At 35.6% G+C, this 14,757-nt stretch carries 12 protein-coding genes; 6 read left to right on the top strand and 6 right to left on the bottom strand.

Annotation, left to right across the window (positions count from 1 at the left end):
- Positions 1–265 precede the first annotated feature (265 nt).
- The 3 genes from ACJJVT_RS19685 to ACJJVT_RS19675 all read left to right on the top strand — a co-directional run bounded on the left by ACJJVT_RS19685 (position 266) and on the right by ACJJVT_RS19675 (position 3,187).
- A complete protein-coding gene (locus tag ACJJVT_RS19685; RefSeq protein ID WP_405400945.1) occupies positions 266–967 on the top strand; it encodes a FadR/GntR family transcriptional regulator in 702 nt (233 codons plus the stop codon).
- 123 nt (positions 968–1,090) lie between these two features.
- The gene (locus tag ACJJVT_RS19680) at positions 1,091–2,392 is read left to right on the top strand and encodes an MFS transporter (protein ID WP_405400944.1); all 1,302 of its coding nucleotides are present in this window, start codon (positions 1,091–1,093) and stop codon (positions 2,390–2,392) included.
- 33 nt (positions 2,393–2,425) lie between these two features.
- The gene (locus ACJJVT_RS19675; RefSeq protein WP_405400943.1) at positions 2,426–3,187 is read left to right on the top strand and encodes an SDR family NAD(P)-dependent oxidoreductase; all 762 of its coding nucleotides are present in this window, start codon (positions 2,426–2,428) and stop codon (positions 3,185–3,187) included.
- Between the two features lie 55 nt (positions 3,188–3,242).
- Here the strand turns inward: ACJJVT_RS19675 and ACJJVT_RS19670 are convergent, their stop codons facing one another.
- Positions 3,243–4,259, bottom strand: coding sequence for a LacI family DNA-binding transcriptional regulator (locus ACJJVT_RS19670; RefSeq protein WP_405400942.1), 1,017 nt, complete (start codon positions 4,257–4,259; stop codon positions 3,243–3,245).
- Positions 4,260–4,409: 150 nt separating this feature from the next.
- Here ACJJVT_RS19670 and ACJJVT_RS19665 point away from each other — a divergent pair, with 150 nt between their 5' ends.
- The 3 genes from ACJJVT_RS19665 to ACJJVT_RS19655 are packed head-to-tail and all read left to right on the top strand — an operon-like array spanning position 4,410 to position 7,389.
- Entirely contained in the window at positions 4,410–5,456 is a 1,047-nt protein-coding gene (locus tag ACJJVT_RS19665; RefSeq protein ID WP_405400941.1) for a PfkB family carbohydrate kinase, read from the top strand.
- Positions 5,457–5,491: 35 nt separating this feature from the next.
- Positions 5,492–6,712 carry a 6-phosphofructokinase gene (locus ACJJVT_RS19660; RefSeq protein ID WP_405400940.1) on the top strand — a complete coding sequence of 407 codons (1,221 nt, stop codon included), beginning with the start codon at positions 5,492–5,494 and terminating at the stop codon, positions 6,710–6,712.
- 8 nt (positions 6,713–6,720) lie between these two features.
- A complete protein-coding gene (locus ACJJVT_RS19655; RefSeq protein WP_303600833.1) occupies positions 6,721–7,389 on the top strand; it encodes a bifunctional 4-hydroxy-2-oxoglutarate aldolase/2-dehydro-3-deoxy-phosphogluconate aldolase in 669 nt (222 codons plus the stop codon).
- Between the two features lie 142 nt (positions 7,390–7,531).
- On the opposite strand, the gene ACJJVT_RS19650 is transcribed toward ACJJVT_RS19655, so the two are convergent.
- The 5 genes from ACJJVT_RS19650 to ACJJVT_RS19630 are packed head-to-tail and all read right to left on the bottom strand — an operon-like array spanning position 7,532 to position 14,750.
- Positions 7,532–9,214 carry an FAD-dependent oxidoreductase gene (locus ACJJVT_RS19650; RefSeq protein ID WP_405400939.1) on the bottom strand — a complete coding sequence of 561 codons (1,683 nt, stop codon included), beginning with the start codon at positions 9,212–9,214 and terminating at the stop codon, positions 7,532–7,534.
- A 4-nt stretch (positions 9,215–9,218) separates the two neighbouring features.
- A complete protein-coding gene (glpK, locus tag ACJJVT_RS19645) occupies positions 9,219–10,697 on the bottom strand; it encodes a glycerol kinase GlpK (RefSeq protein WP_405400938.1) in 1,479 nt (492 codons plus the stop codon).
- 15 nt (positions 10,698–10,712) lie between these two features.
- Entirely contained in the window at positions 10,713–12,362 is a 1,650-nt protein-coding gene (locus ACJJVT_RS19640; RefSeq protein ID WP_405400937.1) for a solute:sodium symporter family transporter, read from the bottom strand.
- A 45-nt stretch (positions 12,363–12,407) separates the two neighbouring features.
- Positions 12,408–12,971: a sugar O-acetyltransferase gene (locus tag ACJJVT_RS19635; protein ID WP_405400936.1), complete on the bottom strand. Its 564-nt coding sequence runs from the start codon at positions 12,969–12,971 to the stop codon at positions 12,408–12,410.
- A 9-nt stretch (positions 12,972–12,980) separates the two neighbouring features.
- Complete coding sequence (locus ACJJVT_RS19630; RefSeq protein WP_405400935.1) at positions 12,981–14,750, bottom strand: glycoside hydrolase family 36 protein; 1,770 nt, start codon at positions 14,748–14,750, stop codon at positions 12,981–12,983.
- Positions 14,751–14,757: the final 7 nt, after the last annotated feature.

Raw genomic sequence — 14,757 nt, 5'->3', positions numbered from 1 at the left:
TTTAATTTTTGCTATCTGTAAATTCATGAATTAGCTAATAGAATATATCGATATTAAAAATTAAAGCATTGTTTAAAGAAAGTTGTTTGAGTTAGTTGTTTTTAAGATTGCTGGCTTGTTAAGCGGGTCAGCAATCTTTCATAATCAATATTTTCCATGAAGTTCTCAATATTAAGCTCTTGAAAAATTTGATAACACAGTTATTTTCATAAATTTGATAAACCAATCTGGTTAACCAATTTATTTCAGTAATAAAATGTGATATATGAAGCTAGAGATTCTTACAAGAAATGAACACAAAGAACTTCACAATGATATTATTGCCAATATTAGAGATTTAATAAACAACAAAAATCTTGAACCAGGCGACAAATTACCCTCTGAGCGTATGCTCTCTGAAAAATTTGAAGTTAGTAGAAGTAATGTTCGTGAAGCAATTCAAAAACTAGAATTCTACGGTATTTTAAAATCGAAACCACAAAGTGGAACATTCGTAGCCGATATTGGGCAAGTAGCCATGAACGGCATGATGGATGATATTCTTGGATTAGAAGACCCTGATTTTAAATCACTGGTTGAAACAAGAATTCTGTTAGAACTAAAAACAGTTAGACTAGCAGCAAAAAGAAGAACCGATGACGATTTAAAATCAATGGAATCGGCATTAGAGGCTTTCAAAGAAAAAGTACTGAACAATGAAGACGCTGTTCAAGAAGATTTACTTTTTCATTTAGCAATTGCTCAGGCATGCGGCAACAGTACCATTAATAGAATGATGTTGATTATTACGCCAGAGATCATTAACAATTTTGAAAAGTACCACGTCTGCGATAAAAACCAGAGTGAAAAAAGATTAAAAGAGCATCAAGATATTTTTGAAGCCATTAAAGAACAAAATACACAAAAAGCAAAACAAATGATGAAAGATCATTTTGTTGAACTTTATAAATATTGTTACAACTTATAAGAGACAAACGATAGTATCTCTATTAACCAACAGATTGAAAATAGTAAGGTTTTTTTTAGATTTCAAACCTAGGTCTACCAATTTATTTTCATCAACAAGCCATAACCAATAAAGAACAGAATTATGAAAATTAAAGGATTAAGATGGTGGGTTATTGCTCTGATTGCAATAGCCACTATTATCAATTATATTGATCGTCAGTCTATCGGAGTTCTTTGGCCTGATATTGCAGAAGATTTATTCCCAGAAAGCACAAATGATGAACGGAAAGAAATTTTTGCAACTATTTCAGTTGTTTTTATGTTCGCTTATGCTTTTGGACAAGCCATTTTTGGTAAAATCTTAGACTGGGTTGGCACACGAATCGGTTTTGCTATTTCAATTGGTGTTTGGTCTATTGCTACTGCACTTCATGCATTAGCTCAAGGTGTTTTAAGTTTTGGTTTCTTTAGAACAATTTTAGGAATTGCAGAAGCTGGTAACTGGCCAGGAGCGGCCAAGGCAAATGCAGAATGGTTTCCCACTGAAGAACGTGCATTTGCTCAGGGTTTATTTAACTCTGGTGCTGCTATCGGTGGTATTATCGCAATACCAGCTATCGCATTTATGACCGTTTATTTTAGTTGGCAGATGATATTTGTTATCGTTGGTGTATTAGGGCTATTATGGTTAATACCCTGGTTGATTTTAGTTAAAGCACCACCAAAAAAACACCCTTGGATTTCTGATGAAGAACGAAATTACATCTTAACAGGTCAAAAAAATCAAGATATAGATAACGATGGCACTCCAGATGATGGATATAATCCAGATACTTCTAAACTTTTAAAGCACAAACAAAGTTGGGGTGTAATCATTGCATCAGCAGCTATCGATCCAATCTGGTGGCTATTTGTTGTATGGATTCCTATATATCTAAATGAGGTTTACGGTATGGACGTAAAAACAATAGGTATTTATGGATGGGTGCCATATGTAGGTGCAATGCTAGGTGCTTGGTTCGGCGGACTATTTGCTCAGAATCGCTTGAAAGCTGGATGGACTGTAGACAAGACGCGAAAAATTATAATTACAATTGGTTGTTTGATTATGCTACCGAGTTTACTGGCAATGGCGAACCCTGGTGGACCTACTGGTGCTGTATTAATAATGGCACTTATATTATTTGGTTTCCAAACCGCAATCGGTAATGTTCAAACTTTGCCTAGTGATTTTTTTGGAGGCAAAACAATTGGAACTTTATCAGGTATAGCAGGAATGGCCGCTAAGTTAACAGCTGCCGCATTAATTTATTTAGTGCCTTGGTTAACTTCTGGTGGTAATTATACACCTGCATTTGTTATAGGTGCGACAATGGCAATTATAGCTCTAGCAAGTATCTGGTTATTATGCGGTAAAATTGAGCCGTTAAATGAAAATAAATAAACTGAATTAAGAATAGATTAAATAAATTATAACATGAGTACAGAAGGAAAAGTAGCAGTAATTACAGGAGCAACTGGAGGAATCGGATTTGCAGTTGCTAAAAGATTAGGACAAGATGGTTACACCGTTATCTTAAACGGAATAGATGACGCAGCTGGTGCTGAAAGAATTAAAGAACTTACTGCAGAAGGTATTACTGCTGAGTACTTAGGATTTGATGTTACCGACGAAGAAGCTGTAACAAAAAACATTAAAGCAATAGGTGAAAAATACGGTAAAATAGATACCCTTATAAACAATGCAGGCGGTCTAGGTGGTAGAGCTCGTTTCGAAGAAATGACTACTGAATTCTACAGAGGTGTAATGGCTTTGAACTTAGATTCAGCTTTCTTTGCTTCTAGAGCTGCAATACCTTACCTTAAAAAAGGTGATCACCCTTCTATAATTAACTATACATCTAACGCAGGATGGACAGCTGGTGGACCAGGTGCTGGTATCTACGGTACTTCTAAAGCAGGAGTTCATGCGTTAACTAGAGCATTAGCAAAAGATTTAGCTGAATATGGTATTAGAGCAAATGCAGTATCTCCAGGTACTATTGACACTCCTTTCCATGCTCAAATTAAAGCTACAAAACCAGAAGTTTTCGCTTCTTGGGCAAATAACATTATGTTAGGTAGATTAGGTCAGCCAGAAGATGTTGCTGGTGTTGTTTCTTTCTTAGCTAGCAAAGATGCTGCTTTCATTACTGCCGAAACTGTACAAATTGGTGGTGGTCAAGCTTTAGGTATCTAATAATTGTCCATACTTTATAAAAAAGCGTTATTGTGAATTCACAATAACGCTTTTTCTATTTAGAGGAATCTCGTACAATTAATTCCGAATCTAGAATTATCTTATTCAAAGATTGCCGTATCACCTCTTTATCAACATAACCCAAAAAAGTTTCTGCGGCCAATTTTCCTATTTGCTTACTGTGCTGACTAATACTTGTAATTGAAGGTGTTACCAAAGAAGTAAAGGGTTCATTACCAAAACCTACTAGTTTTATTTCCTCCGGTACTTTAATATTTCTCTCTTTTAAAACCTGCAATGCTCCCAAGGCAGCATAATCACTTGCTACATACACTGCATCGGGTCTATTTCTTAACGCCAATAATTTTTCTATTTGATGTCTCCCATCTTCTAATGTCAGGCTACTTTCAATAAGTAATTCATCATCATGTGGTAGGTTGTGCTTTTTAATTGCATCTATATAACCTCGTATTCTGTTATTAAATATTCGTGTTCTCCGGTAACCGCCTATATGGGCTATTCGTTTACAACCTTGCGCTATCAAATGCTCTATAATCATATGACTACTATCATAATCATTGATCCCTATATAATCAACATTTAAATCGTTCTCCCCCCTATCAAAAAGAACTAAAGGAATTCCGTTAGACTTTATTTTCTCATAGAAAGATAAATCAACTGTTTCATTTGCCATGGATGCGATAATACCATCAACCTGTAAATACAATAGCGTATCTATATTATCACATTCCTTTTCAAAAGACTCGTTAGACTGGGTTATTATAATATTGTATCCGGCTTTATTAAGAACCTCTTCCATATTCTCTACTACAGAAGAAAAGAAATTACTATTAGTTCTAGGCACTATTAAGCCTACTAACTTACTTTTCCCTTTCCTTAAGGCACTTGCCAAATGATTAGGTTGATAATTTAATTCTTTTGCTACCTGTTTTACGGCTTTCTTAGTTTTTACACTTATGCGCGCATCATCGTTTAAAGCTTTTGAAACAGCCGCAGTCGAAATACTCAAAACATTTGCAATGTCTTTTAAAGTTGTTCTTTTTTTATTCAATTAGTTTGTATATATTTGTTTAATCGATTAACCAAAAGTAAGACTTTAATTAACTTTAACAAAAAATGTCTGTTTTGGTTATTTTTTACCTAAAGTGGTTAATCGATTAAACAAATTTTAAATCAGTACTTATTAAACTTATAAAACAACATGAAAAAAGTAGTAACATTCGGTGAAATCATGCTTCGTTTAGCACCACAAGGATTTTTAAGATTTTCTCAAGCTAACAATTTCGATGTAGTTTACGGAGGTGGAGAATCTAACGTAGCTGTATCTTTAGCTAACTATGGTGTTCCTGTAGATTTCGTAACACGTTTACCAAAAAATGATATTGGGGAATGTGCAATGATGGAAATGCGTAAAAGAGGCGTTGGCGTAGATAAAATTGTTTACGGTGGTGATCGTTTAGGAATCTATTTCTTAGAAACCGGAGCGGTATCTAGAGGTAGTAAAGTAGTTTACGATAGAGCTCATTCAGCTATTTCAGAAATAGAATCTGGAATGATCGATTGGGATGCTGTTTTTGAAGATGTTGAATGGTTTCATTGGACAGGTATTACACCAGCTATTTCTCAAGGAGCTGCAGATGTTTGTTTAGAAGCTGTTAAAGCTGCTAGTGCAAAAGGAATTACAATCTCAACAGATTTAAATTATAGAGCTAAACTTTGGACATACTGTGACGATGCTCACAGAGAAAAAGTAATGGCGGGATTAACCGAATATTGTGACATTATTTTAGGGAACGAAGAAGATGCTGAAAAGCATTTTGGAATTCACCCAGAAGGACTTGATGTTCATAAAGATGGTGCCGATGTTAAAGCGGAAGCTTTCTTATCTGTTTGTAAGCAGATGATGAAGAAATTCCCTAAAGCTAAAAAGGTAATTACAACCTTAAGAGGTTCTATTTCTGCATCTCACAATACGTGGGCAGGTGTACTTTGGGATGGTACTAAAATGTACGAAACTCGTCAATACCAAATTACAGATATAGTTGACCGTGTTGGTGGTGGAGATTCTTTTATGGGTGGTTTGATCTACGGATTATTGAAATACCCAGAAGATGACCAGAATGCACTTGACTTTGCAGTTGCTGCATCTTGTTTAAAGCATACTATTAAAGGTGATGCCAACCTTGTAACGGTTTCTGAAGTTGAGAAACTAATGGGTGGTGATGCTTCTGGTAGAGTTGCTAGATAATTAACAAATTGCTTTAGACCTCCTAAAAACTAAAAATGTCGAAAAAATCTGTTTTAATTCTTTGCGGTGGCGGACCTGCACCTGGTATAAATACCGTAATCAGTACCGTAGCAAAGGCTTTCTTAAAAGATAATTATCGCGTTTTAGGATTACACGAAGGCTTTAAAGGAATTTTTGATGAAAATCCGCAAATCAAGGAATTCGATTTTTTCCATGCCGATAGGATTTTCAGTAGAGGTGGCTCAACATTAATAATGAGCCGTTTTAAACCTAAAAACGAAAAACTAAACACTAACCTGTTTATTGATAATAATGTAAAACTGTTGGTAAGTATTGGTGGTGACGACACTGCTTCTACTGCCAACAGAATTACTGGGTTTTTAAAGAAAGAAGGTATTTCAATTGCTAACATTCACGTACCTAAAACCATTGATAACGATTTACCGTTACCAGATAGAAACCCAACATTTGGTTTCCATTCTGCAAAAGATGAAGGTGTGCGTATTGGTAACACAACCTATGAAGACGCTCGCACCAGTCAAAACTGGTTTGTAATGTCTACCATGGGTCGTTCTGCGGGTCATTTAGCATTCGGTATTGCAGCTAGCTGCCACTACCCTATGATGATTATTCCAGAAATGTTTGACCGCACTTCTATCACTTTTGATAAGGTAGTAAGAATGGTCATTTCTTCAATGATCAAACGTAAAATTGAAAATATCAATTACGGTGTAGCACTAATTAGTGAAGGGGTTTTTCATAATATGCCAGACTCCGAATTAAATAAGTGTGATATTAAATTCACCTATGATGACCATGGGCACCCAGAGTTAGGAAATGTAAGTAAAGCGCATATTTTTAATATGCTCGTTCAAAAGAAATTAAAAGAGTTAGGTATTGATATTAAAAGTAGACCAGTAGAACTAGGCTACGAATTACGCTGTTGCAGACCTATTGGTTTTGACCTTACTTTATGTACGGTTCTAGGTCTTGGCGTAAAAAAATTATTTGACGAAGGTAAAAGTGGCTGTATGGTTACTGCAAATTCTAGAGGTGAAATTACACCGTTATTCTTATCTGAAATTCAAGATGAGAACGGTAAAATTGCCCCGCGTTTGGTAGATATCAATTCAGAATTAGCAGAATTATGCTTTCAAAACTTATTCTATATAGGTGAAGACGATTATGAGAATGCAAAAAAATATGTAGACAATCCTTCGGACTACGATTTCAACAAAATTTTAACTGAGAAATAAAAAAATAGATGGCACAATATTCAAGAATAGAAGTAGCAAACGTAATGAAGGAAACTGGTATGGTTCCTTTATTTTATCACCCAGATGTAGAGTTAGGTAAAAAGGTTTTACAAGCTTGTTACGATGGTGGTGCACGTTTAATGGAATTTACCGCTCGTGGCGATTTCGCTTTCGAAGTATTTTCAGAATTAAACAAATATGCTATCAAAAACTTACCAGGTATGATTATGGGTGTAGGGTCTATTACAGATGCCGGTGCCGCTTCATACTACATGTCTATTGGTGCAAATTTCATTGTAACCCCTTCTTTAAGAGAAGATATTGCAATTGTTTGTAACCGTAGAAAAGTTTTATGGTCTCCTGGTTGTGGTTCATTAACCGAAATCAACAAAGCCGAAGAAATGGGCTGTGAGATTGTAAAATTATTCCCTGGTGACCTTTACGGACCTGGTTTCGTTAAAGGAATCAAAGGACCTCAACCTTGGACAAGCATTATGCCGACAGGTGGTGTTAGTACCGATGAAGCTAACCTTAAAGGTTGGTTCGATGCAGGTGTTACTTGTGTTGGTATGGGATCAAAATTAATAAGTAAAGATATTTTAGCAAATAAAGATTATGCTGGTTTAGAAGCATTGGTTAAAGATACTTTAGCTAGAATAAAAAAGTTACGTTCATAAAGTATAGAGGCAACACCATGTGAATTCAACATTCACTAAGTGCTGCCTTTTAAAAGTGCATATTTAAGTTGTTAGTTGGAAAAGGGCATTTAAACTTAGGCATTACGCTGAAGTTTGGTGCTCTTTTTGTTTTAATTATATTTTAAACAAACTCTTTAACATAATACGTAGTTGCATCTGTAATCAACACTTCTAATTTCTCTTTTTCATTATTAGCATACGCATCATTCCAGTTCAAATACACTACACAATCATCTAGAATTATATTTGCGTACTTTTTAACGCTAGGAATATCAAAATACAATCTACCTGTTCTACGTACAAAGAAATCGGTAAGTGTGTTTGTCATTTCATGATGAATGCAGAACCACAATTCTGCTCTAATAATTCTCTCTAGAGCATCTTCATTTTTAAATGTTTTAGATTTATCTAGGACGATTTCTGCTTGCTTACCATAAGTTGTACATAAATACCAAGCATGATACGTATCAACAACACCCATTTCTTTAAGTCTTACCTCTAATTCCTTTTGATATGTAGATACATTTTTAGAATTATCAAGAGAAGGTGATACCAAAGATATTTTAGACGTATCTGACTTTTTTAAATCAGCAGTATGCTTTTTCTTCATGGTTTTCAACACGGCTTCAATTACACGATCTGCCATTCTTCGGTATCCCGTTAATTTACCACCTGCAATTGAAATCAATCCGCTATCAGAAACAAACAATTCATCTTTTCTAGACAACTCAGACGGATCTTTATCTTCTTCATGAATTAAAGGTCGTAAACCTGCCCAATTAGATTCTATATCACCTACAGTAAGATGCACATCAGGAAAAGTACCATTAATCGCATTTAGAATGTAATTAGCGTCATCTTCTGTTGCTACTACCCTATCTAGACTACCAGAGTAATTTGTGTCTGTAGTACCTACATAAGTCGCTCTACCTCTTGGTATCGCGAAAATCATTCTGCCATCAGGTACATCAAAGTACAAAGGCTGATTTACCGGTAATTTCTCATACGGAAAAACAATATGCACCCCTTTGGTTAAATGCAAATGCTTATTGTTCATCGATTGATCTTTAGTTCTCAAAGTATCGACCCACGGTCCTGCAGCAGAAACATAATTTCTAGCCTTTATTTTTAATTCCTCTCCGGTATTACCGTCTTTACAGTTTAATCCTTTTATTTTATGATTTTCATCGTAATCAAACGACTCCATCTCACAATAATTGATAATCGTTGCCCCATACGATGCTGCTTTTTTTAATATCTCTATGGTTAGTCGAGCATCATCTGTTCTATATTCAGCATAAAGACCACCACCTAAAACTACACTTTCATTAAGCAAGGGCTCTTTTTCTATGGTCTCTGCTTTATCGAGCATTTTTCGCCTATCATCACCTTTAACATCTGCTAGAAAATCATATACCTGCAAACCAATTGAGGTCATCATTTTACCATATGTACCACCTTCAACTAAGGGCAGCAGCATTTTTTCCGGTATTACTAAATGTGGTGCCAATTTATGAACTATTGCCCGCTCAGAACCTGATTCTCTAACTAAACCAATTTCGAATTGCTTAAGATATCTTAGCCCTCCATGTATAAGTTTGGTAGATTTATTACTTGTGCCAGATGCAAAATCATTCTTCTCTACCAAGCAAACCTTCAATCCTCTTGAAGCTGCATCTAAGGCTATACCTGCACCTGTTACACCACCACCGATTATAGCTAAATCAAACTTACCATCTTGTAATTTTTTGATTTGCTCTGCTCTATTTAATACCGAAAATTCCAACATAGTACCCTCCTTCATTTCCTTACTTTGTTTTTGTACGTTTAACTGCTTTTTTCCAGCCTTTATAATTCGATTTTCTTTCCTTTTTGTCCATTTTAGGACTAAAAATCGTATCGACCTCTCTAATTTTTGCTATATCATTTTTAGTCCAAACACCTGCTTTAATACCTGCAAGTAAAGCTGCACCAAATGCCGTAACCTCTATCATTTTTGGACGATCTACCTCTACATTTAAAATATCTGATTGAAACTGCATCAAATAATTATTTGCGCTAGCACCACCATCAACCTTTAAGGTAACACTCTTACTCTTACAATCTTTTTCCATTGCACCGATAACATCTTTGGTCTGATATGCCAATGAGTTTACGGTCGCCTTAATCAATTCTTCTCTACCGGTATCCAACGTCATTCCGTAAATACTTCCCTTTGCCTCAGAATCCCAATGTGGAGCACCTAAACCTGCAAAAGCGGGTACTACATATACATTTTTTAAAGGAGGTATACTTGTACAAATAGCTTCTGTTTCGCTCGCGCTATCTATCACCTTCATTCTATCTCTCAACCACTGTATAGAAGCACCACCAGCAAAAATACTGCCTTCTAATGCATAGTGTACGGGTTCATTTTCTAAACTACAGGTTAATGTGGACAGCAAGCCTCTTTTTGAATTTACCAGTTTTCCACCTGTATTTAAAAGTATAAAGCAACCAGTACCAAATGTACTTTTAGCGATACCTTCTTCAAAACCACCTTGACCAAATAAAGCGGCTTGTTGATCACCGGCTACACCATAAATTGGAATCTGAATACCTTTATAATTTATTGCTCCAAAATCTGAAGATGAGTTTTGAACCTTTGGCAGTAATGATTTGGGAATATTTAATTCTTCAAGTAGTTTATCGTCCCATTCTAATTTTTTAATATTATAAATTAAGGTACGCGATGCATTGGTATGATCCGTTACATGTTTTTCACCTTCCGTAAATTTATATATCAACCAACTATCGATAGTACCGAACATTAATTTACCAGCTTCGGCTTTTTCTTGAGCACCATCTACATGATCTAAAATCCACTTTAACTTTGTTCCAGAAAAATAAGAATCAATTACTAGACCCGTATTCTGCCTTATATAATTCGTTAAGCCTTTCTCCTCTAAATCATTACAAATAGCCGTAGTTCTTTTATCTAACCAAACAATAGCTTTGTGTATGGGCTCACCTGTCTCTCTATCCCAAACTACGGTGGTTTCTCTTTGATTTGTAATACCTATAGATGCTATTTCATTAGGATCTATACCAGATTTTTCTATCGCCTCGTTAAAAGTTTCTAATTGGTCGTTATAAATTTCTAATGCATCATGTTCTACCCAACCAGATTGCGGATAATATTGCTTTAATTCTTTTTGAGCAATTGAAATAATAGTACCTTCTTTATCGAAAACAATAGTTCTCGTGCTTGTTGTACCTTGATCTAAGGCGATGACATATTTCTTCATATAATTTTATCTTCTTTAAAAAATCAAATACGTACTTAATACTAATACCGTAATAAGTAGACCTACTAGCTTGGCATGTTTCCACGGCGTTACATCTATTTGATCTGTAACTTTAGGATTATACGTATTCTTATTAGGGTACATTTTACCCATTAGCAATAAAAAACCAACATTGATAACAAACAATATGCCCATTACATGCAGAAAATGAGGATATGCCTGTGCCTTTATAATACCTAGCTCTTTGGCATTTGTTATACCATTCGCGGCTGCTTCTGCCATTGCTGTATCAATAAAATAGGGGCTCAATACAAACTGACTTACTAAATACATTACAACACCGCCTGTTAAAACAATTTTCGCTGCTTTTGCAGGTACGTTTTTTGTCAACATACCTATAACTACAACAGCTAATATAGGAACACTTAAACTGCCCAAAGATTCTTGAATATAGGCAAACAAACCATCTGGTGCATTCGCGATAAACGGAGCCAGAATCATTGATATAAACGCTAAAAACAAACCGAAAATCTTACCTGCACGCACCATTTGGGTGTCTGATGCATTTTTATTGAAATACTGACGATATAAATCAATACCAAAAAGTGTTGAACTACTATTTAACAAGCTATTGAAAGAACTCAAAATTGCACCGAACAATACTGCAGCGAAGAAGCCAAGAAATGCCCCTGGCAAAACCTTTTTAACCAAAGCTGGATAAGCCTGATCCGGATTCTCTAATTCAGCACCAAATATATGCCACGCAATTATACCTGGTAGAACCACAATAATCGGAATCAAAAACTTTACGAAGCCAGCTAGTATCATTCCTTTTTGACCTTCTGCCAAACTTTTTGCACCGAACACTCTTTGTAATATAGATTGGTTCGTTCCCCAATAATACATTTGAGCAATCATTAAACCAGTAAACAATGTACTAAACGGCAGATAAGAATCAACTTCACCCTTGGCATTAAACTTATCTGGGTTTGCAGTCCATAATTCGCTAAAGCCATCAGAAACGCTACCGTCACCGATAAGCATTAACCCAAAAACAGGTATTAACAAGCCACCGATCAACAAGCCTATTGCATTCACTAAATCTGATACCGCAACAGCTTTCAATCCTCCGAAAATCGCATATACAGAACCTATTAAGCCAATAGACCATACGCAGATCCAAATTACGGTAGATTGTGATGTACCCAATAACTCGGGTAAATCGAACATTGTGCTAAAAGCTATAGAGCCCGAATAAAGAATGGTAGGTAATAATACTATACCAAAGGCAACTAAAAAAAGTAATGCCAATATTGATTTCGTTTGCGAATCGAAACGTTCTTCTACAAACTCAGGTATCGTAGTTATACCCGCTCGCATATATTTTGGCAAAAGATATATAGCGGTAAATATTAATGCTATAGCAGCCAAAGTTTCCCATGCCATTACTAAAACTCCTTGAGCAAAAGACTGTCCATTTAGCCCAACTATTTGTTCTGCCGAAAGATTGGTTAAGAGTATAGACCCGCCAATAGTAATTGCGCCCAAACTTCTACCTGCAAGAAAATAACCATCTGCAGATTTCTCATCTGTTTTGCGTGTGTTGTACCAAGCTATTACTGCAACTAAAATTGTGAAACCTAAAAAAGAAATAATTGAGAGCATGCTTATTATATTTTAGTTGTTAGTTACTATTAGATTACTTGACAATTATTCTGGATTATCAATGCTTTTCAGCACTTTACAAGGGTTACCTACGGCAACCACATTTTCTGGAATGTCTTTTACTACAACGCTACCAGAACCTATGACAGAATTATTACCAATCTTTACCCCTGGGTTTACTATTACACCCGCACCAATCCATACATTGTCACCAATATGAATAGGTTTTGCAAATTCAATACCTGAATTACGTGCCTTATAATCTAAAGGATGCGTCGCCGTCATCAATCTAACCCCAGGCGCCATCATTACATTCTTACCTATATAAACCGGGGCGGCATCTAAAATGATGCAACCAAAATTCGCATACGCATTTTCACCCCAATGTATATTAAAACCATAATCGCATATGAACGGATTTTCAATATAAAATTCGTTACCAGTCTCTGCAAAGAGTTTTCTAAACAAGATTTTTCGATCTTGCTCATCATCTTCTGATATCGCCGTAATTTCTCGCAATAATCTGCGAGCACTTAATCTACCTTTAACCAATTCTGCATCGTTTGGATCGTAAGGTAGACCTTGGGTCATTTTTTCTTTTTCGCTCATATTGCAGATTTAAGCTTTCTTCGCAATTAAAATTCCACATGGCGGTATGGCTACCTCTAGTATACCTTTGTTAAACGATATTGATTTTTCTGCTACAAGCTGACCTTGACAGTCATATACGTAACATTGGTAATCTTCAAAATCGTTTGCATTTCTGATGATAACAGAATCAGCAATTTGTCCGTTTAAAATATGGAATTCACTACCCACATTTTCTAAATCGATAACATATGCATCATATACTCCAAAAATTGTCTTGTCAGGCGTAGTGACTTTCTGCAACGGATAATTGGCTAATGGTCTATACGGCGTAAAATCTCCATTCATAAGCACATCTGCATTCTTATTCCAATAATCGGTATAAAAAGCTATCATTTTCTTATGCTCAATAGAAGCTTTTGAAATAAACATGGATAGCTGTGGAACCCCAAAAAGTGTATTGATCAATTGAAGCGCTGCAATTTCTACAGGTTCAGAATCATGCCAGGTAACCATGTCTGAATGTACAGCGGTATTGCCACATAACATTCTAATATCTGCTATACGAATTCTATTCATGGTCGCATCGCCCGGGCAATCGAATGCACGAAGCATATTACCAAATTTACGCATAGCCGGACCAACATATTTTTGTCTAAACTCAATAAAAATATCTGGCTTAATTGCTTGCAAGTTTTTGATTACATCGGTCATCAATCTGTCTACCGCTTCATTTATAGATGCGTAATCTCTACCATTCTCCATGCCCAAAGGCGTGCTTTCGTACAACCTAAAATCATCAATAAAATCAAGTTTTAATCCGTCTAAATTCCATTCTTTGACTGCATTTGTATAAATACCGATCAAATAATCCCTTACTTCTGGATATCTTGGATCGAAAACTGGTGCCCATCTATGATCTTCTGTTAAAAACTTACCTTTAAACCTCTTGAAAGCTTCTGATTTTGGACCACAGAATGGCACTGAATACCATATCGCAGCTTTTAGCCCGGTATCATGTATTTGTTTTACATATGCTGCCATATTCGGTATACGTTCTGGTTTCCAATCGCCCGTATAATCATAACCTCTGTTATTGTCGAAAGTTTGCCAGCCGTCATCAATAATTATCGCCTTATATCCTAAATTACTTGCTAGCTTGCATTCTTCAAGTAAAAGTTCTAAATCTAAATTCTGGTGAAATTGATACCAAGTAGAATACAATGGCATTTTCGCTATTGCAGGTACTGTTGTCGGTTTTAAATCATCAAAAGTTTCCCACCATTTAGATACCTCTTTTAACGCTGTGGAAAAGCCTGTATTTCTAGTATCTATTCGAATTTGTGCATCGAAATTTTCAAGAGCCTGCTCTTCTTCAGAAAAGAAAGTAATATGGCAATAGAAGTAATTATCCTCTTCTCTAATTCGCGCGTTCATTTGCAATTTATTTATTGCATTAGAACATGCGAAGGTGATTATATTTTCATCATTATGACCAAACAAACTTATTACTGGAGCATCGATAGAAATTCTAGATTCCATATGATCCAACTCCCAATCTGCCTGAATTCTTTTTGAGAAATCTGTTGTAGGTTTCCATACACCTTTTACATTTACGGCAGGTACTTTCCACCTTAATGTTATTGGTTTTGGAAATTTCTTTTCACTGCACGAGACGTGAAACTGATAAATTTCTAAGCCATTATCAGCACTTATTTTTTGGATGGAAGAAGACACATTGGCATCATCTCCTATTATTTCCATAGCTTCTATAGTAGCATCAATACTATCAACATTCATAAAAAAT

The sequence above is a fragment of the Maribacter sp. Asnod2-G09 genome (genome assembly GCF_045063795.1).
In the GTDB taxonomy this organism is placed as follows: Bacteria; Bacteroidota; Bacteroidia; order Flavobacteriales; family Flavobacteriaceae; genus Maribacter.
Note: the sequence above shows the minus strand (reverse complement) of the source record. Positions and strands in the feature narration are given on the sequence as shown.